Consider the following 19,523-nt stretch of genomic DNA (forward strand, 5'->3'; position numbering starts at 1 on the left):
GTGTTCCGTGCCATCGCAGACGTGGTGCGCCAGATCGGCGGGGCCGTCGCCACGGTCGTGACGCTGCCGTTCCGGGCCCTGGCCCGGCTGTTCGGCGGCGCCGCCGGGTCGACGCGGCGCGGCGGACGGGCTCGCAGGGCCTGACCCGCGACCCACGCCCCGCGACCTGTCACCGGAGCCGGAGACGCCATGGGCGTGTCCGGCTCCCCGCGTGTTCCGCCGCTGATCCGGCGCTGATCCGGCGCCGTATCGATGACCTGTTCGCCGCCCTGATCCCCCGTTGTCGGTGCCACCTGCCACAATTGCCGCGCAACCTCAGTGAAGAAGGCGGTACGGGATCGTGACGACACCCCTCGTAGGGTCCATCGAAGGCAGGATCGCCGAGGAACTCGGCGTACGGGAGCGGCAGGTCAAGGCCGCCGTCGACTTGCTCGACGGCGGATCGACGGTGCCCTTCATCGCCCGCTACCGCAAGGAAGCGACCGAGATGCTCGACGACGCGCAGCTGCGCACGCTCGAGGAGCGGCTGCGCTATCTGCGGGAGCTGGAGGAGCGGCGCACGGCGATCCTCGACTCGGTGCGTGAGCAGGGCAAGCTCACCGACGAGTTGGCGGCGCAGATCCGTGGCGCCGAGACCAAAGCGCGGCTGGAGGACATCTACCTGCCGTTCAAACCGAAGCGGCGCACGAAGGCGCAGATCGCCCGCGAGGCGGGCCTGGAGCCGCTGGCCGAGGGGCTGCTCGGCGACCCGTCGGTCGACCCGATCGCCGCGGCCACGGCCTTCGTGGACGCCGACAAGGGCGTCGCCGATCCGCAGGCCGCTCTGGACGGCGCCCGCGCGATCCTCACCGAGCGCTTCTCGGAGGACGCCGACCTGATCGGCGAGCTGCGCGAGCGCATGTGGGTGCGGGGCCGGCTGGCCGCCAAGGTGAAGGACGGCAAGGAGGAGGCGGGCGCCAAGTTCGCCGACTACTTCGACTTCGCCGAGCCCTTCAAGGAGCTGCCCTCGCACCGCATCCTCGCGATGCTGCGCGGCGAGAAGGAGGACGTCCTCGACCTCGTACTGGAGCCCGAGGAGCCCTCCGAGCAGCCCGGCCCGTCGTCGTACGAGGGAATCGTCGCCCATCGCTTCGGGATCGCCGACCGTGGCCGTCCGGCCGACAAGTGGCTGACGGACACGGTCCGTTGGGCCTGGCGGACCCGCCTGCTCGTGCACCTCGGCATCGACCTGCGGCTGCGGCTGCGCACGGCCGCCGAGGACGAGGCGGTCAACGTCTTCGCGGCGAACCTGCGCGACCTGCTGCTCGCCGCCCCGGCGGGCACGCGCGCGACGCTGGGCCTCGACCCCGGCTTCCGTACGGGCGTGAAGGTGGCCGTGGTCGACGCGACCGGCAAGGTCGTCGCCACGGACGTCATCTACCCGCACGTCCCGGCGAACAAGTGGGACGAGGCTGTCGCCAAGCTCGCCCGCCTCGCCAAGGAGCACACGGTCGAGCTGATCTCCGTCGGCAACGGCACGGCGTCCCGCGAGACGGACAAGCTCGCCGGTGAACTCATCACCAAGCACCCGGAGTTGAAGCTCACAAAGGTGATGGTGTCCGAGGCGGGCGCGTCCGTGTACTCGGCGTCGGCGTTCGCCTCGGCTGAGCTGCCCGGCATGGACGTGTCGCTGCGCGGCGCCGTCTCGATCGCCCGTCGTCTCCAGGACCCGCTCGCCGAGCTGGTGAAGATCGACCCGAAGTCGATCGGCGTCGGCCAGTACCAGCACGACCTGTCCGAGGTGAAGCTCTCCCGCTCCCTCGACGCGGTCGTGGAGGACTGTGTGAACGGCGTGGGCGTGGACGTGAACACGGCCTCGGCCCCGCTGCTCTCCCGGGTCTCGGGCATCACCTCCGGACTCGCCGAGAACATCGTGGCGCACCGCGACGCGAACGGACCCTTCACGTCGCGTACGGCACTGAAGGACGTGGCCCGGCTCGGCCCCAAGGCGTACGAGCAGTGCGCGGGCTTCCTGCGGATCCGTGGCGGTGACGACCCGCTGGACGCGTCGAGCGTGCACCCCGAGGCGTATCCGGTGGTGCGGCGGATGGTGAAGACGGCGGGGAACGAGGTCGCCTCGCTGATCGGGAACACGGGCGTGCTGCGGTCGCTGAAGCCGAACGACTTCGTCGACGAGACGTTCGGTCTGCCGACCGTGACCGACATCCTGAAGGAGCTGGAGAAGCCGGGGCGCGACCCGCGGCCCGCCTTCAAGACGGCCACCTTCAAGGACGGCGTGGAGAAGATCTCCGACCTGGCCTCCGGGATGGTCCTCGAAGGGGTCGTCACGAATGTGGCCGCCTTCGGTGCCTTCGTGGACGTCGGCGTGCATCAGGACGGTCTGGTGCACGTCTCGGCGATGTCCAAGACGTTCGTCAAGGATCCGCGGGACGTGGTGAAGTCCGGTGACATCGTCAAGGTGAAGGTGCTGGACATCGACATTCCGCGCAAGCGGATCTCGCTGACGCTGCGGCTGGACGACGAGGCGGTGGCCTCCGGCGAGGGGCGGCCGGATCGGCCTCAGCGGGGTGGGCGGCCGCCTCAGCAGCGGGGGCAGCAACGGCAGGGACAGGGGCAGGGACGCTCGGGCGGGGGTTCTCGGCAGGCCCCACCGCCTGCCAACAGCGCGATGGCGGATGCTTTGCGGCGGGCCGGGCTTGGTGATTCCAAGAAGGGGAAGCGTTGAGTTCTGTCTGCGGGTGAGTGGGGGCTGGTCGCGCCCACGATGGGGGTCCCCCCGCTCATGGGGGTCCCCCCGCTCGAGCGAAGCCGAGAGTGGGGGAGAAGCCGAGAGTGGGGGAGGAGCCGCATATCGATACGGCCCGCGCCCCTAACGGGGCGCTCCAGCGCGGCCCCCGATTCTCTCGCTAGCGCTCCGTCACCTTGCCCGCCGCCACCTCCAGGCGACGGGTCGTCCGGACCGCGTTCAGCATTCTGCGGTCATGGGTCACCAGGAGCAGCGTGCCCTCGTACGAGTCGAGGGCCGACTCCAGTTGCTCGATGGCCGGCAGGTCGAGGTGGTTCGTCGGCTCGTCGAGGACGAGGAGGTTGACGCCTCGGCCCTGGAGGAGCGCCAGGGCCGAGCGGGTGCGCTCGCCCGGGGACAGCGTGGCGGCCGGGCGCAGGACGTGCTCCGCCTTGAGGCCGAACTTGGCCAGCAGGGTACGGAGTTCGGCGGGCTCGGTGTCGGGGACGGCCGCGGAGAACGCGTCGATCAGGGCCTCCGGGCCGTGGAACAGCTGGCGGGCCTGGTCGACCTCGCCGACGATCACGCCGGAGCCGAGGGTGGCGTGGCCGGAGTCCAGCGGCACCCGGCCGAGCAGCGCCCCGAGCAGGGTCGACTTGCCCGCGCCGTTCGCGCCGGTGACGGCGACCCGGTCCGCCCAGTCGATCTGGAGTGTGGCCGGGCCGAAGTTGAAGTCGCCCCGCCGGACCTCGGCGTCCCGCAGGGTGGCGACCACCGAGCCGGACCGCGGGGCGGCCGCGATCTCCATCCGCAGTTCCCATTCCTTGCGCGGCTCGTCCACCACGTCGAGCCGCTCGATCATGCGCTGGGTCTGCCGGGCCTTCGCGGCCTGCTTCTCACTGGCCTCGCTGCGGAACTTGCGGCCGATCTTGTCGTTGTCGTTGTTCGCCTTGCGCCGGGCGTTCTTGACGCCCTTGTCCATCCAGGAGCGCTGCATCTGGGCCCGCCCTTCGAGCGCGGTCCGCTTGTCGGCGTACTCCTCGTAGTCCTCGCGGGCGTGCCGCCGCGCCACGTCCCGCTCCTCCAGATAGGCCTCGTAGCCGCCGCCGTACAGGGTGATCTGCTGCTGGACGAGGTCGAGTTCGAGGACCTTGGTGACCGTACGGGTGAGGAACTCGCGGTCGTGGCTGACGACGACCGTGCCCGCGCGCAGGCCGGAGACGAAGCGTTCGAGGCGCTCCAGGCCGTCCAGGTCGAGGTCGTTGGTCGGCTCGTCGAGCAGGAACACGTCGTAGCGGGAGAGGAGGAGCGAGGCGAGTCCGGCACGGGCGGCCTGGCCGCCGGAGAGGGAGGTCATCGGCTGGTCCAGGCCGACGGCGAGGCCGAGCGAGTCGGAGACCTCCTCGGCCCGCTCGTCGAGGTCGGCGCCGCCGAGGTCGAGCCAGCGCTCCAGGCTGGTCGCGTACGCGTCGTCCGAGCCGGGCGCCCCGTCGACGAGCGCCTGCGTGGCCTCGTCCATCAGGCGCTGGGCCTCGGCGACGCCCGTGCGGCGGGCCAAGAAGTCCCGTACGGTCTCGCCGGTCCTGCGCTCCGGCTCCTGCGGCAGATGGCCGACGGTCGCGGCCGGCGGGGAGAGCCGCAGCTCGCCCTCCTCGGGTGTGAGCAGCCCGGCGAGCATCCGCAGGAGGGTGGACTTGCCCGCGCCGTTGGCACCGACGAGACCGATCACGTCGCCGGGCGCGACGACGAGGTCGAGCCCGGAGAAGAGCGAGCGGTCGCCGTGGCCGGCGGCGAGGTTCTTGGCGACGAGGGTGGCAGTCATCAGGGAGCGATCCTAAATCGCCCGGCCAGGCGCGTCGAACCCGGTTTTCGCGCACGCGGACGCCCCCGGTTCCGGCCCGCCGTCGCAACGGCTCCCCACACGCCATGGCCGCGGTTCCTCGCCTGCTGGTGCCACAGCACCCCGCCTGCTGCTGCCACACCTCACCGCCCACTGTCGCCGCGACTCCCCGCGCCGGCGCCGCGGCTTCCGGTGCGGACCGAGGTCTCAGCGCGCCATCGCCTCCACCAGCACGCCCTCTGATGTCCGCGCGACGATGAACGACTCCCCCTTCGTGGCCTTCGCGTCCAGGGCGAGTTGGTGGCGGCCCGCTTCCAGGACGCCGTCGAACACCTCGTACATGTGCGTGCGGTAGAGGCGGTCGAGGCGGTACGCGGTCAGCTGGACCCGACAGGTGGAGGTGACCTCGACGCCCGCCTCGCCGCCGGCGGCGACCAGCCGGGCCAGGCGGCGCTGTTCCCGGGGGCTGCGGTCCAGGGCGTTCTCTATCTGGGCGACCAGGAGCGGGACGATCGGGGCGAGGCCGTCTACGTACGCGACGTCGATGTCGGCGCTTTCGAACGACTGCCGTACGGCGGCACGTTCCTGCTCGGTGACCGCGCGGCCGAAGGCGACGGCGCCGTACGTACGCAGCTCGTCGACGGAGACGTCGGTGGCGTCCCGGGCGATCTCCGCGCCGATGCCGATGATGCGCAGGGCGGCGGCGAGTTTGGCCAGGACGGCGGCCCTGGCGCCGATGAGCAGGACCCGGCGGCGCTCGCCCGCGGTGCCGGTGAGCAGCGAGCCCAGCGCGGCGCGGTACTCCTCGCCGTGGAAGAGGAACGGGCCGATGCCGTGATAGCCGTTCCGCTCCAGGTCCGCGTGTTCGTCGGTCTGCCAGGCGAAGTCGCGCCATACGTAGTCGTCACCCTGCCGTTCGATCACGGCGGTCACGGCACCGCACCCGAGGTCCTCGCACTCGGGACAGCCGTAGATGACGTACCGGCTGCCCTCCAGCGGGGCGCCGACTTCCAGGAGGAGACTGCGTACCTGTGCGGTGAAGATCGCGGGCGGTACGTCGGAGGCGAGAGGGGACACGGCGTCGAGGTCGGAGAGCTGGTACAGCAGCGGGCGTCCCTCGACGATGAAGTCGAGGAAATCCCGGTGCGCTTGGTAGTCACCGTTGGCAAGGACTCCACCGGCACGCATCGCCGGTGCCAGGCCGAAGGTCGCGTACTCGGCAGACATGCTGTGAGTATCCCCAGAGTCGGCGGGATCTGAGCACGGCATGACACATTTCGCTAACGTCCCCTCGTGACGAGTGCGCGAAACGGTGACGTGATCGTGGTCGGCAGCGGTGTCATCGGGCTGACGACGGCCGTCGTCCTGGCCGAGAACGGCGGGCGCGTACGGATCTGGACGCGGGAGCCCGCCGAGGGGACCACCTCGGCCGTAGCGGGCGCGCTGTGGTGGCCGTACAGCGTCGCGCCGCAGGAACTCGCCCGTGCGTGGGCCCTGCGGTCACTTTCCGTGTACGAGGAGTTGGCGGCGCGGTCCGACGAGACGGGCGTACGCATGGTCGAGGGCGTACTGGGTGAGGCGCGGCTGGACGAGCATGCCCCGTGGGCCGCGGCCCGGCTGCCGGGGCTTCGGGCGTCCACGCCCGAGGAGTACGCGGGTTCCGGGCTGTGGGCCCGGCTGCCGCTGATCGACATGCCGGTGCATCTGCGGTGGCTGCGCGAGCGGTTCCTGCGGGCGGGCGGGACCGTCGAGGTGCGTGCCGTGACGGACCTCGCCGAGGCGGAGGCCCATGCTCCGGTCGTCGTCAACTGCGCGGGGCTGGGCGCCCGCGAACTCGTACCGGATCCTGCGGTGCGGCCGGTACGGGGGCAGCTCGTGATCGTGGAGAACCCGGGTGTACGTACCTGGCTCGTCTCGACCGACGCGGGTGCCGGGACGACCACCTATCTCTTTCCGCAGCCGGACCGGCTGGTCCTGGGTGGGACGACCGACGAGGGCAAGTGGTCGTTGACGCCTGATCCGGAGGTGGCCGCGCGGATAGTGGAGCGGTGTGCGGTGTTGCGACCCGAGGTCGCGGGGGTGCGGGTGCTGCAGCACCGGGTCGGGTTGCGGCCCGCCCGGCCGGTGGTGCGGCTGGAGCGGGAAGTCCGGGCCGGGGGTGGGGTGTTGGTGCACAACTATGGGCATGGTGGGGCGGGGGTGACGGTGGCTTGGGGGTGTGCGCTTGCCGTGGCCGGGCTTGCCTCCGGCTGAACGCCCGGCGGGGCGCCCTCGTAGGGCGCCCCGCCGAAAGGGTCGTATGTTGACTGCGGGTTCGCCGTGGCTGGTCGCGCAGTTCCCCGCGCCCCTAAAAACCTGCCCGCTCAGCTGTGGTCGTGGCCCAGTGGGTCGCCCTCCGTTTCTGTGCCCGCGCCCGGGCCGACCCTGATCTCGAATTCGCCGTCGTACTTCTTGTGGCCCTCGATCACGGCCAGTTCGACGGCCTCGGAGCCCATTTCGCCGCGCACGATGACCGGGTCTCTGCGCAGGTCGCGCATGAGGGCGATACACATGCCGATCATCACGAGGACGAAGGGCGCGGCGGCCAGGATCGTGAGGTTCTGCAGGCCTTGGAGCGCGTCGCCCTCGGTGCCGACGAGCAGCATGATGGCGGCGACGGCGCCGGTCACCACGCCCCAGAACACCACGACGAAGCGGCCGGGTTCGAGGGCGCCCTTCTGGGAGAGCGTGCCCATCACGATGGACGCGGCGTCGGCTCCGGAGACGAAGAAGATGCCGACGAGGATCATCACGAGCAGGCTGGTCACGGTCGCGATGGGGAACTCCTGCAGGACGCCGAAGAGTTGGCCCTCTGGGGTCGACTCGCCACCGAGCGCGCCGCCCTCCTTCAGCTTCATCGCCGTACCGCCGAAGATCGCGAACCAGACGAGGCTGACCGTGCTGGGCACGAGGATGACGCCGCCGACGAACTGCCGGATGGTGCGACCGCGGCTGATGCGGGCGATGAACATGCCGACGAAGGGCGTCCAGGAGATCCACCACGCCCAGTAGAAGACGGTCCAGCTGCCCAGCCAGTCCGCGACGCCCTCGCCGCCGCTGGCCTCGGTGCGGCCGGCGAGCTGGGGCAGGTCACCCAGGTAGGAGAAGATCGAGGTGGGCAGCAGGTCGAGGACGATGATCGTGGGGCCCGCGATGAACACGAACACGGCCAGCACCAGCGCGAGCACCATGTTGATGTTGGACAGCCACTGGATGCCCTTCTCGATGCCGGAGACGGCCGAGGCGACGAAGGCCACCGTCAGGACGGCGATGATCGCGACGAGCAGACCGTCGCTCACCTTGTCCAGCCAGTCCAGCTCGGTGAATCCGGAGCCGATCTGGAGGGCGCCGAGGCCCAGTGATGCCGCCGAGCCGAAGACGGTGGCGATGATCGCGAGGATGTCGATCGCCCGGCCGATGTTGCCGTTCGCGTGCTTCTCCCCGATGAGCGGGGTGAAGACCGCGCTGATCGTCTGGCGGCGGCGCTTGCGGAAGGTGCTGTAGGCGATGGCGAGGCCGACCACCGCGTAGATCGCCCACGGGTGCAGCGTCCAGTGGAAGAGGGTGGTGGCCATCGCCGTCTCCATGCGCTCGGCGGAGTCGGCGGGGCTGGTGCCCGGTGGTGGGGTCGTGTAGTGCGAGAGGGGCTCGCTCACGCCGTAGAACATCAGGCCGATGCCCATGCCGGCGCTGAACATCATCGCGATCCAGGACACCGTGCGGAACTCGGGCTCCTCGCCCTCGGCGCCGAGGTGGATCCTGCCGTAGCGGCTGATCGCCAGCCACAGCGCGAAAACCACGAAGCACGAGGCGGCCAGCATGAACGCCCAGCCGCCGTTGTGGATCAGGCCTTTGAGCATCTTGCTGGAGGCGCTCTGCAAGGAGTCGGTGCCGGCCGACCCCCAGATCACGAAGGCGACGGTGATGGCGGCGGTGACGCCGAACACCACCCGGTCGGTGTCGCGTGCGGGGGTTCCGGGAATGCCGGGAATGCCCGAAGGGTCTTCCCGGCCTCCCCTTTTCTTCAGGTCTTCAGTCATCCGCGGCACCTTCCCCTGGAAGCCATGGGTACGCCTCTTCCTCGCATGCCCTACGGCCTACCACAGGTGCCGCCGGTCTTAACCGCCTCAGCAGTCGGTATCGGGCTCCCCGACTGTGAGGTGGTAGGGCGCGTGTTCGTCGAGGAGCAGCGGGACCAGGGCACGCAGGGGCTGGCGCAGCGGGACCTGGACACCCTCGGCGTCCTGCCGCGCCCTGACCCCGTGGAGGGCCAGTTCGTCCTTGAGGTCCGCGTACTGACCGGCCGTCAGCCGGTAGGCGCAGGGCGGGTCCTGGAGGATCTCGGACGGCTCGGCCGGATCGTTGTCGGCGCCGCCGACGTAGACCGGTCCGCTGTCCCGGTAACCGGCCAGCCGGGCCGCCGAAGTGGCCGTCCCGATCCGGGCGCGCCGCTCGTCCGTGAAGGTGAACAACCCGTCCAGGGCAGCGAGTTGGGAGTGGACGCGGCGGCGGTTGTTGAGTGCGTCGTCGGCCTTCTCGGCGTCCGTGAGGGGGTCGACGCGGCTCTCGATGAGCAGCCCGACACCGTGTTTGACGCCGGTCATGTTCCGCAGGATCCGCTCCTGTCCGTCGCCCGCGACCTGCTGGATCGGGTCACCGGTCACGGGGTCGGTCCAGATGCCGTACGTACCGGTCGAGTACCCCTCCGCCTGGGCCGCGGGCCGTACGTACGCCTGTGACAGGGTCTGTGCCTCGTCGTGCACGGCGGCGTCGGTGTTGAGGTTGCGCGGCCAGAGGTCGAAGAGGTCCTTGTCGTAGTACGGGGGTGTGGCTCCGTATTCGTGCAGGTCGTAGGCCACGTCGGGCTCGCGGTCGCGGACGACGGCGGCCATGGCGCGGGCCTCGGCCGTCTGCAGCGCGAGGTGGTCGCGGTTGATGTCGAAGCCGTCGCTGTTGCCGCGGGTGTCGGCGGCCCGGCCGTCCGGGTTGGCGGTGGGCACGACGAGCACCGTGGTGCGGTCGAGGAACCTCCGCGTGGCGGCGTCCTGCGCGTACGCGAGGTCGCGGACCGTGGTGAGACAGGCCTCGCGCCCGGACGGTTCGTCGCCGTGCTGGCTGCACACGAGAAGTACCGTGTTGGCCGCGTGCCCGCTGTCGGCGTCATCGGCGCTGCCTGCACTGCCTGCGGCGCCGCCTGCGCCGCCGATGCGTACGAGCTGGAGCGGGCGGTCCTGTTTCGTCGTGCCGATCCGGGTGATCGACACGCGGTCGCTCGCCCCGTCGACGGCGGCGAGGAAGTCCTGCTCCTCCGGCTGGGTGGTCCAGCGTGCGCCGTCGGTCCGCTCGAATCCGGTACGGGGCGGAGTCTCGGCCGCGTGGGCCGGCACGGTCAGCAGGGGCGCGGTGAGTAACGCCGCCGTCAGCGCGACGGCGGCGGTCCGGCGGGGCGTCATCAGTGGGTGCCTCCGGGTACGCGGTGTGTGGCGCGCGGCTCGCCGACGCCTTCGAGGGTGGCGTCGGGGGTGACGTACGTCGATCCCTCGGTGGCACGGGTGAAGGCGGCGGCCCCGCCGACGAGCGGCACACTGGCCTTCGTGCGCGCGAGGTCGAGAGCGAGGGTCGGCGTGCTCGACTGGGGGTCCCCCCAGCTCGAGCGAAGCCGAGAGCCTGGGGGAGGGTCGATGAGGCCCTGGTCGGTACCGGCGACGATCAGCGCGAGGCGGTGACCGGCCGGGACGACGTGGTCGCTCGCGTGCAGGTCGAGGGTGATGGTGTAGCGCTTGCCCGGGGTGAGCGGTTCGCCCTTGGCGTCGGAGGCGTGGTTGCCGAGGTCGGCCCAACCGCGGCTGAACACCGTGTAGTCGACGTCCGCGGTCTTGGCCCGCGTCTCCTTGAAGCAGGAGCTGTCGCCGGTGGTGCTCGGGCCCCAGCAGGTGCGGTCGGTGAGGGTGGTGATGCCCTCGCCCGTGGTGGCGTAGTCGCGGATCGTGTCCGGGCCGAGGTCGACCAGGACCGCGGTGAGATGGGCGGTCGACGTGCTCGGGGTGGCGGTGACGGTCACCTTGGAGGAACCGGACAGACGGACGTCGCGCGTCAGCGGCTTGGTGGTGAATCCGGCCTTGGCGGACGTGGACTGGTCGATCTGGGCGGCCCAGGCGGTCTCGTCCTGCCGCGGGTCGTCGGTGAAGGTCTCGGTGCCCGAGCCGGTACGCAGTCCGAGGGTGCCGACGCCCGCCTGCTCGCCCTTGCCCGGGCGCAGGTTCACGGTGCCGGTGGCGCCCGGCGGCCAGACGTTCGAGGTGACCCACTGGTCGGGGGCGCGCTCGATGTCGGCCATCGGTTCGTCGTCGATGCCGTTGTCGTAGCCGAGGAGTTCGTGGTCGAACCAGCGGTGCAGGGTGTCGGCCCAGGCGGCGCGGCGGAAGTCGAAGGGGTCGACGTGACCGGTCTGGGACAACCAGATCTTTCGGTCGACACCGTTCTCGGCGAGGCCGTCCCACCACTGGCCGAAGTGCTTCGGGCGGACGTTGAGGTCCTGCATGCCGTGGATGACGAAGACGCTGGCGTCGACCTTGCGGACGTCCTTCACGTAGTCGCGCTCGGTCCACAGCTTCGTCCAGTCGCCGGTGCGCGGGGCCCCGTCGACGAGTTTCTGCTGGACGGCGGCGCACCTGGCGCGGGCGTCGGGGCTCTCGACGTAGTCGGACAGCCACTCGGGGCCCGAGTCGTAGAGGGGGGCGCCCTTGGCGAAGTAGTAGTCGTACCAGGAGGAGATGGCGGCTATGGGGACGATCGTCTCCAGGCCCTCGACTCCGGTGGCGGCCACGCCGTTGGCGATCGTGCCGTCGTAGCTCTTGCCGATCATGCCGGTCTTGCCGTTGGTCCAGCCGGCCTTGGCCTTCGCGGTCCCCGTACGGGAGGTGTAGCCCTTGGCACGGCCGTTCAGCCAGTCGACGACGGCCTTCGCGGACTGGACGTCGGAGCGTCCGCCTACGTCCACACAGCCGTCGGAGCGGTTGGTCCCGGCGAGGTCGACGGCGACGAAGGCGTAGCCGCGCGGCACGAAGTAGTTGTCGTAGTAGAGCGGCATCTGGACGACGTTGCCGTTCGCGTCGTACGTCTTCTTCTGGCTCTCGTTGCCGCGCCCGCAGCAGGAGTAGTACGGGCTGGCATCCATGATCACGGGGATCTCGCGGCCCTGCTGGGCGGGTTCGCGCGGGCGGACGATGTCGACGGCGACCCGGTCGGACTTCCCGTCGCTGTCGCCGTCCAGCCCGGTGTCCACCCAGACGGACTCGCGGATCGCGTTCTCGTACGAGTAGACGGGGGCACTCGCCCGCGGGGCGCTGTCGGCGGTCGCAGTGTGGGCGGTGACCGGAGTGAGGAGCGTGGCCATCAGGGCGGCGGTGGCCGCCGTGGCGAGCGATCTCCAGATGGTGAAGCGCTTGTAGCGCGCAGGTGTCCGCATGCGCGGAAGGTACTCCGGTCAACTCCTGTGCAAAAGAGGGCCGATTGGGGTGCGGGGACGTTCGGCCGCGGGGTGGCTTGAAACGTGCGTGGGGCGAGGTCTCTCATGTCGGCCGAATGGCGATCGTGTGACACGAGCGGCCATGGACAGGGGTGGGAGCACAGGGAATGAATAGGCTCCGAACAGACTTCGTGCCCCAACGACTTGGAGCTTGACGTGCACCGCAGACTCATCGCCCCGGGCGCGCTCGCGGCCTCCCTGCTGCTGGCGATCCCGGCATCGGCGGCTGACTTCTCGCCCGGGGCACCGGGCATCGGCGACCCGTACTACCCGGCCTACGGCAACGGCGGATACGACGTCTCCCACTACGATCTCCGGCTCACGTACCAGCCGACGACGGACCGGCTGGAGGGCACGGCGACCCTTCTGGCCAAAACCACGCAGGACCTCTCGCGCTTCAATCTGGACTTTCTGCTCGACGTGAGCGAGGTGCGGGTGAACGGCACGAAGGCGTCGTTCACCGCCTCGGGCGAGCACGAGTTGGAGATCACGCCTAAGAACCCGCTGCCCAAGGGCACGGCCGTCACGGTCGTGGTGCGCTACAGCGGGGTGCCGTCCACGAAGAAGGCGTACGGGTTCACCAGCTGGCACCGCACGCCGGACGGCGGGGTCGGGGCGAACGAGCCCGAGGCGGCCTGGTGGTGGTTTCCCAGCAACGACCATCCGCTGGACAAGGCCACGTATGACGTCTCGGTCGCCGTGCCCGACGGCTCGCAGGCGATCTCCAACGGCACGCTGCAGTCGGTGAGTTCGCGGGCGGGCTGGACGCGTTACAGCTGGCGGTCCAACAAGCCGCAGGCCACGTATCTCGCCACGCTGGCGGTCGGGAAGTTCGACCTCACGACCGGGACGTCGGAGAGCGGCATCCCGATCGTCAACGCGTACAGCAAGGATCTGGGCGACAACTACGGGGCGGCGCGAGCGAGCCTGGAGCGGACCGGGGAGGTCGCGGACTGGCTCTCCGAGTACTTCGGGCCTTATCCGTTCAATGCGCTGGGTGGGTACGTGCCGAACACGAACACCGGGTACGCGCTGGAGACGCAGACCCGGCCGTTCTACAGCCCGCGGCAGTTCGCGAGCGGTACGAACGTGTCTGTGGTTGTGCACGAACTGGCCCACCAGTGGTACGGCGACTACGTGTCCGTCACCGGGTGGAAGGACATCTGGATCAACGAGGGCTTCGCCCGGTACGCGCAGTGGCTGTGGTCGGAGCACGAGGGTGAGGGGACGGCGCAGGAGATCGCGGACTATGTGTACGCGTCGCGGGCTGCCGACGATCCCTTCTGGACCGTCAAGCCGGGCGATCCCGGGCCGGAGAACCAGTTCCACATCGCCGTGTACGACCGTGGGGCGCTGGCGTTGCAGGCGCTGCGGAACGAGATCGGGGACGAGGCGTTCTTCGCCACCCTGAAGGGGTGGCCGCAGCGGTACGGGCATGGGAACGCGACGGTGGGTGACTTCGTGAAGTACGCGGAGGAGGTGTCGGGGCAGCCGCTCGCGTCGTTGTTCGACACGTGGCTGTACCAGGCGTCGAAGCCGGGGGCGCCGGCCGCGCGGGCTGTGTCGATCGCGCCTGGGTCGAAGGGGGTTCCTGTGCGGCCGAAGTCGTGGAAGAAGATCGCGGCGACGAACTCCGTTCACGAGGGGTAGCGCTCCGCGGGGGGCGGGGAATGGCGCGAGTGGGCTTGTGCGGGTGCGGGTGGGCTTGTGCCGGTGGGCTGGTGCGGGTTGATTTGGGCTGGTCGCGCAGTTCCCCGCGCCCCTTTAGCGGCGCGTTTGTTGGGGCCCGCCACCCTGCAGGGGCGGTCACCCTGCGGGGGCAGCCGCCTTGCAGGGGCGGCCCCGACAAAGGCCTAAGCGCGACCTGGTCTCGGCTCCACCGGGGTGGTGATGCGTTCTCCCACCACTCGGCTTGCCAGGTTCGAGGCCAGCTCCGAGACGGACATGCGGAGTTCGGTCTCGGCCGCGGCGAAGTCGGCCTCGATGCGGGCGCGGCCCTCGGCCACGAGGGCGTCGCGTTCGCGTTGGGCTTCGGCGCGCGTGGCCGTTATGACGGCGGTGCCCTGCTCGAAGGCCTGCTGCCGGATCCTGGCCGCGTCATGCCGGGCAGCGGCCAGCTCTGCCTCCGCCTCGGCTCTTTTCTCCGCGGCACGGGCTCGAATCGCCTCGGCCCGTTCGGTAACACCTCTGGTGGCCTCGTCCCGCGCGTCGAGTGCCCGTTGCATCCGGGGCAGCACGCGGACGAAGAAGAGGAAGACGGATGCGAACACCAGCAACGCGTAGCAGAGGTCCTGGACCTTCGGATTGAGGGGGCCAATGGGGTAAGGAATGAGATCCATGGCCATGACTTACCCGCTCATGCGTGCGCATCAACGCACATCTGCGCCAGTGTTGACCGAAAGTCACCGGTTGGGCGAAAGCCATTGTCGGTGCGACAGGCGCCGGTTGAACGAACTCCGCTCAGTCCCCGTGGTCGTACACCGTCACCGCGATCCCCCTCCCGATGAGCCGCTCGGTTATCAGCGGCTCCACGCGTGACCATTTCCCGCCCGCGAGCCCGCATCCGATGCGCGGCATGTGCACGGACGCGCCGAGCTCGACCGCCCGGTCCGCCAGGGGGACGAGCGCCGCGTCGATCGCCTCGTACCGGACGGGCACACCCTTGCTCCCGGTCTTCGTTCCCCGCTGGCCGATCATGTTGGCCACCCATACGTACCGGTCGACCTTCACGAACTGGGTCGCGCCCAGGCCGAAGTCATTGCCCGCGCGCTCGCGGTGCCAGCGGCGGTAGGCCGTCTCCGGCTCGGGCCACCGGTTCGACAGAGCGAGCACGAAGCCCTTGCCCCAGCCCCCGATGTCGTTGCAGACATGGGCGATCACCTTGACGCCCTTGCCCAGCGGGACCGTGGCGTCGCCCCGGACGTACGTGATCTCCGACATGACGCCACCGTACGGACCGCCACTGACAATCGGGGGTGGCAGTCGGCCTCGCGGGCTCCCCAGGGGGCGCTCAGGGGGTCCGGTTTCCGGACTGCTTCTACCGTGCAGGTGAGACAGCAATACTGTTGCACCGCAGTGGTGTGGCAGATGCGGTAACCGAAGGAGCGGTCATGGCGACGGACATCGAGGAGCCGACGCTCACGGTTGACGAGCTGGCCGCGCGGGCGGGGGTCACGGTACGGACCGTGCGGTTCTACGGCACCAAGGGGTTGCTGCCCCCACCCGTGATCGGGCCTCGGCGGGTGGGGCACTACAGCCAGGAACATCTGTCGCGGCTCGCCCTCATCGAGGAGTTGCAGCACCAGGGGATGACGCTGGCCGCGATCGAGCGCTATGTGCAGCAGCTGCCGGAGGGGCTCAGCGCCCATGACCTGGCCATCCACCGGGCCGTGGTCGCCTCCTGGGCGCCGGACTCGGCGGAGGACATGAACCGGGCGGAGCTCGAACGACGGGCGGGGCGGCCGCTGAGCGAGGGGGACGTGGACCGGCTCGTGGCGATGAGCGTCGTCAGGGTGGCCCGGGCGGACAGGGCGTACAGGGCGGACGGGGGCGTCAAGGAGGCGGGCGTCCCGGACTCGTACCGCGTCGATCTGGGGTTGCTGCGGCTCGGCGTCCAGCTCCTCGACGTACCGATCGCGCACGAGACGATCCTCGCCGCGCGCACGGTCCTGCTGGAGCACACGCGCGCCGCGGCCCACGAGCTGTCCCTGCTGTTCCGGGACGAGGTGTCCGAGCGTACGTCCGTCGCTGCGGTGAAGGACCTGTCCGCGGACATGCAACCGCTCGTGGTGCAGGCGCTGTTGACGACCTTTCAGCGGTCCCTGAAGGAGGAGCTGCGGGAGTGGCTCACCGAGGAGTCCTGAGTCACCGGGCTTCCATACCCCTTCTGTCCCTGCCACTTGCGCCGCTGGCCCTCACAAGTACGCCGACCCGCCTGCCACGTTGAGCGTCTGGCCCGTCAGGAAAGCACTGCCCTCGTCCACGACGTACAGCAGCGTGGAGACGAGGTCGGACGGCTCCTGGGTGCGGGGCACGGCCTGTTGGGCACGGACGTGCTCGAAGCCGCCGTCCGAGCCGACCGTGCGCTCGGCGGTCGCGGTGCGGACCATGCTCGGCGCGATCGCGTTGACCGTGATGTCGTACGGGCCGAGCGCCGAGGCGAGCGCCCGGGTGAAGCCGATCAGGCCTGCCTTCGAGGCGGTGTACGCCACCATCGTGGGCGGCGCGGTGAGGACGGCGGCCGAGGCGATGTTCACGATGCGCCCCCAGCCCGCCGCCTTCAGGTACGGCAGAACCGCTCGGGTCATCAGGAACGGCGCCTCCAGATTGACGCGCATGACACGCCGCCACTCCTCGGGCGTGGTGTCCTCGAAGGGCGACTCCGGGTATACGCCCGCGTTGTTGACCAGGACGTGCAGTGTGCCGAACTGTGCCAGCGCCCGTTCCAGGGCCCCTTGGACCTGTGCCTCGTCGGTGACGTCGGCGACCAACTCCACGTAGTCCAGGATGCGTTCGGCCGTCCGGGTCTGCGGGACGAGGTCGAGTCCGGCGACCCGGTAACCGCGTCCGGCGAGCGCGATGGCGAACTCCTGACCGAGGCCCTGTGCCGCGCCGGTCACCAGGGCGGTACGCGTCTCCATGGGGCGAGTGTGATGACCCGTCAGGCGCCGGGGCAAGGGGGCGTATCCGGTCTTCGGCCCTGTTTCCTTCGCTGGAACGGCCGTGTTGCCGCGCGCCCTGCGGGCCGACGCTGCGGGGCGACCCCCAGCCGCCGGCGCCCGGGAGCCGTGTCCGATGACCGAGACCGACCGTGCCGTGGACGACGCCGAGCGCGCCCGCGAACAGGGCGGCGGCGGACGGTGGTTCAGGCTGTCGCCCGGTCGGCTGCCGGCAGGCCGCCTCGGGAACCGGCGGCGGCTGCTGCCCGACGAACTCGGCGTACTGGTCGTCCTCGCACTGCTCGTCGCCGGCATCGGCATCCCGTACCCGGACTTCCTCGACAGCGACAATCTGCTCTCCACCGCGCACAACTCCGTCTGCATCTCGCTGATGGCGTGCGGCCGTCGGCCATGGAGACGACCGCGCCCTCGTGGACACCGAGGACGGGAATGGGTTGGGGCGGCGGGGGCGATAGAACCCCCGCCGCCGACCCCTCACACGTCCGCGAACCGCTCCCCCTTCTCCGCCTTCTCCACAAGCAGCGCGGGCGGCGTGAACCGCTCTCCGTAACGCTCGGCGAGTTCACGCGCGCGTGCCACGAATCCCGGGAGGCCGGCACCTGCCCCGGCGCCGCCCTCGTACCCGTTGATGTACTGCAGAACGCCACCCGTCCAGCCAGGGAAGCCGATCCCAAAAATGGAACCGATGTTGGCGTCCGCGACGGACGTCAGGACGCCCTCCTCCAGGAGCCGGACCGTGTCCAACGCCTCCGAGAACAGCATCCGTTCCTGCATGTCCCGGAACGGAATCTCGGCGCCCGCGCGCGTGAAGTGCTCCCGCAGCCCGGGCCACAGCCCGGCCCGCTTACCGTCCTCCCCGTACTCGTAGAAGCCCGCGCCGCCACCCCGCCCGGTTCGGCCGAACTCGTCGACCATGCGGTCGATGACCGCGTCCGCGGGGTGCGCCGTCCAGGTGCCGCCCGCCTCCTCGACGGCCCGCTTCGACTCGGCGCGGATCTTGCGCGGCAGGGTGAGCGTCAGCTCGTCCATCAGGGAGAGGACCTTGGCGGGGTAGCCCGCCTGGGCGGCGGCCTGCTCGACGGAGGCGGGCTCGATGCCCTCGCCGACCATCGCCACGCCCTCGTTGATGAAGTGCCCGATGACGCGGGAGGTGAAGAAGCCGCGCGAGTCGTTGACGACGATCGGGGTCTTCCTGATCTGCCGTACGAGGTCGAAGGCGCGGGCGAGTGCCTCGTCACCGGTGCGCTCGCCCTTGATGATCTCGACGAGCGGCATCTTGTCGACGGGCGAGAAGAAGTGCAGCCCGATGAAGTCGGTCTGCCGCTCGACACCTTCGGCGAGGACCGTGATGGGCAGGGTCGAGGTGTTGGAGCACAGCAGCGCGTCCGGCTCGACGATGTGCTCGATCTCCTGGAACACCTTGTGCTTGAGCGCGGAGTCCTCGAAGACGGCCTCGATGACGGCGTCGCAGCCCGCCACGTCCTGCGGGTCGGCGGTCGGAGTGATGCGGGCGAGCAGCGCGTCCGCCTTCTCCTGGGTCGTACGGCCCCGGGAGACGGCCTTGGCGCAGAGCTTCTCGGAGTAGCCCTTGCCCTTCGCCGCGGCCTCGGCCGACACGTCCTTGAGGACGACGTCGATGCCCGCGCGGGCGCAGGAGTACGCGATGCCCGCGCCCATCATCCCGGCACCCAGGACGGCGACCTTGCGGACCGGGCGCGGTTCGATGCCCTTGGGCCGGTTGGCTCCCGAGTTGACGGCCTGGAGGTCGAAGAAGAAGGCCTGGATCATGTTCTTGGAGGTCTGGCCCGCGGCCAGCTCCACGAAGTAGCGCGCCTCGATGACCTGCGCGGTCTCGAAGTCGACCTGCGAGCCCTCGACGGCGGCGGCCAGGATGTTGCGCGGCGCCGGGTAGGGCGCGCCGTTCGTCTGCTTGCGCAGGTTGGCCGGGAAGGCGGGCAGGTTCGCCGCGAACTTCGGGTGGGACGGGGTGCCGCCCGGGATGCGGTAGCCGGGCTTGTCCCAGGGCTGGCTCGACTCGGGGTTGGCGTCGATGAAGACGCGGGCCTTGGCGAGCATCTCCTCGCGGGTGGCCGCCACTTCGTGGACGAGGCCGTTCTCCAGCGCGCGCTGCGGGCTGTACTGGGTGCCCTGGAGGAGCACCTTCAGGAGCGCGTCGGCGATGCCCAGGAGGCGTACGGTCCTGACGACGCCGCCGCCTCCGGGCAGCAGGCCGAGTGTGACCTCGGGGCAGCCGATCTTGGAGCCGGGCGCGTCGAGGGCGACGCGGTGGTGGCAGGCGAGTGCGATCTCGAAGCCGCCGCCCAGGGCCGCGCCGTTCATGGCGGCGACGACGGGCTTGCCGAGCGTCTCGATGCGGCGCAGGTCGCGCTTGATGGCGAGGCCGCCGTCGAGGAGCTGCTGGGCGGTCTCGGGGGTGACGCGGATGAGGTCGCGCAGGTCGCCGCCCGCGAAGAAGGTCTTCTTGGCGGAGGTGAAGACGATGCCGCGGATGGAGGCGGGGTCGGCCTGGACCTCCGCCTCCAGGCGTTCGGTGATCGCGGCGAGCGAGTCGCGGAACGCCTGGTTCATGGTGTTCGCGGACTGGTCGGGGTCGTCGAGGACCAGGGTGACGATGCCGGTCTCGTCCTGTTCCCAGCGGATGGTGGTGCTCTCGGTCATGAGGGGGTTCTCCGTAGAAGTCCGTTGGTCCAC

The 19,523-nt window shown here is 70.3% G+C and carries 15 protein-coding genes; 6 read left to right on the forward strand and 9 right to left on the reverse strand.

Features of this window, described 5'->3' with window-relative positions:
- On the forward strand, window positions 1-144 hold the full coding sequence (locus OHA11_RS04715; protein ID WP_266492242.1) for an LPFR motif small protein: 144 nt from the start codon (window positions 1-3) through the stop codon (window positions 142-144).
- 196 nt (window positions 145-340) lie between these two features.
- A complete protein-coding gene (locus OHA11_RS04720) occupies window positions 341-2,725 on the forward strand; it encodes a Tex family protein (RefSeq protein ID WP_266492245.1) in 2,385 nt (794 codons plus the stop codon).
- Between the two features lie 181 nt (window positions 2,726-2,906).
- Here the strand turns inward: OHA11_RS04720 and OHA11_RS04725 are convergent, their stop codons facing one another.
- Window positions 2,907-4,547 carry an ABC-F family ATP-binding cassette domain-containing protein gene (locus OHA11_RS04725; RefSeq protein WP_266492247.1) on the reverse strand — a complete coding sequence of 547 codons (1,641 nt, stop codon included), beginning with the start codon at window positions 4,545-4,547 and terminating at the stop codon, window positions 2,907-2,909.
- 225 nt (window positions 4,548-4,772) lie between these two features.
- Complete coding sequence (locus tag OHA11_RS04730; RefSeq protein WP_266492248.1) at window positions 4,773-5,792, reverse strand: oxidoreductase; 1,020 nt, start codon at window positions 5,790-5,792, stop codon at window positions 4,773-4,775.
- Window positions 5,793-5,858: 66 nt separating this feature from the next.
- Here OHA11_RS04730 and OHA11_RS04735 point away from each other — a divergent pair, with 66 nt between their 5' ends.
- On the forward strand, window positions 5,859-6,818 hold the full coding sequence (locus tag OHA11_RS04735; protein ID WP_266492249.1) for an FAD-dependent oxidoreductase: 960 nt from the start codon (window positions 5,859-5,861) through the stop codon (window positions 6,816-6,818).
- Window positions 6,819-6,928: 110 nt separating this feature from the next.
- On the opposite strand, the gene OHA11_RS04740 is transcribed toward OHA11_RS04735, so the two are convergent.
- The 3 genes from OHA11_RS04740 to OHA11_RS04750 form a co-directional block, all read right to left on the reverse strand.
- Window positions 6,929-8,644 (reverse strand): BCCT family transporter, encoded by a 1,716-nt coding sequence (locus OHA11_RS04740; RefSeq protein WP_266492250.1) that lies wholly within the window; start codon window positions 8,642-8,644, stop codon window positions 6,929-6,931.
- 87 nt (window positions 8,645-8,731) lie between these two features.
- On the reverse strand, window positions 8,732-10,057 hold the full coding sequence (locus OHA11_RS04745) for a M14 family metallocarboxypeptidase (protein WP_266492252.1): 1,326 nt from the start codon (window positions 10,055-10,057) through the stop codon (window positions 8,732-8,734).
- Window positions 10,057-12,072, reverse strand: a complete 2,016-nt coding sequence (locus tag OHA11_RS04750; RefSeq protein ID WP_266492254.1) for a Xaa-Pro dipeptidyl-peptidase — start codon at window positions 12,070-12,072, stop codon at window positions 10,057-10,059. Before OHA11_RS04750 ends, OHA11_RS04745 begins: the two co-directional genes overlap by 1 nt.
- 216 nt (window positions 12,073-12,288) lie before the next feature.
- Here OHA11_RS04750 and OHA11_RS04755 point away from each other — a divergent pair, with 216 nt between their 5' ends.
- The gene (locus tag OHA11_RS04755) at window positions 12,289-13,782 is read left to right on the forward strand and encodes a M1 family metallopeptidase (RefSeq protein ID WP_266492256.1); all 1,494 of its coding nucleotides are present in this window, start codon (window positions 12,289-12,291) and stop codon (window positions 13,780-13,782) included.
- 203 nt (window positions 13,783-13,985) lie between these two features.
- Here OHA11_RS04755 and OHA11_RS04760 read toward each other — a convergent pair whose 3' ends face one another.
- Both OHA11_RS04760 and OHA11_RS04765 read right to left on the reverse strand, forming a co-directional pair.
- Complete coding sequence (locus tag OHA11_RS04760) at window positions 13,986-14,471, reverse strand: hypothetical protein (protein ID WP_266492258.1); 486 nt, start codon at window positions 14,469-14,471, stop codon at window positions 13,986-13,988.
- 121 nt (window positions 14,472-14,592) lie between these two features.
- The gene (locus OHA11_RS04765) at window positions 14,593-15,072 is read right to left on the reverse strand and encodes a macro domain-containing protein (protein WP_266492260.1); all 480 of its coding nucleotides are present in this window, start codon (window positions 15,070-15,072) and stop codon (window positions 14,593-14,595) included.
- A 170-nt stretch (window positions 15,073-15,242) separates the two neighbouring features.
- Here OHA11_RS04765 and OHA11_RS04770 point away from each other — a divergent pair, with 170 nt between their 5' ends.
- On the forward strand, window positions 15,243-15,995 hold the full coding sequence (locus OHA11_RS04770; protein WP_266492262.1) for a MerR family transcriptional regulator: 753 nt from the start codon (window positions 15,243-15,245) through the stop codon (window positions 15,993-15,995).
- Between the two features lie 51 nt (window positions 15,996-16,046).
- Here the strand turns inward: OHA11_RS04770 and OHA11_RS04775 are convergent, their stop codons facing one another.
- On the reverse strand, window positions 16,047-16,772 hold the full coding sequence (locus tag OHA11_RS04775; protein ID WP_266492265.1) for an SDR family NAD(P)-dependent oxidoreductase: 726 nt from the start codon (window positions 16,770-16,772) through the stop codon (window positions 16,047-16,049).
- Window positions 16,773-16,926: 154 nt separating this feature from the next.
- On the opposite strand from OHA11_RS04775, the gene OHA11_RS04780 reads away from it, so the two are divergent.
- On the forward strand, window positions 16,927-17,361 hold the full coding sequence (locus OHA11_RS04780; RefSeq protein ID WP_266492267.1) for a hypothetical protein: 435 nt from the start codon (window positions 16,927-16,929) through the stop codon (window positions 17,359-17,361).
- On the opposite strand, the gene OHA11_RS04785 is transcribed toward OHA11_RS04780, so the two are convergent.
- Window positions 17,286-19,490: a 3-hydroxyacyl-CoA dehydrogenase NAD-binding domain-containing protein gene (locus OHA11_RS04785; protein ID WP_266492269.1), complete on the reverse strand. Its 2,205-nt coding sequence runs from the start codon at window positions 19,488-19,490 to the stop codon at window positions 17,286-17,288. The genes OHA11_RS04780 and OHA11_RS04785 overlap by 76 nt on opposite strands.
- Between the last annotated feature and the right edge of the window lie 33 nt (window positions 19,491-19,523).

Origin of the sequence: Streptomyces sp. NBC_00878 (genome assembly GCF_026341515.1) — a bacterium.
In the GTDB taxonomy this organism is placed as follows: domain Bacteria; phylum Actinomycetota; class Actinomycetes; order Streptomycetales; family Streptomycetaceae; genus Streptomyces.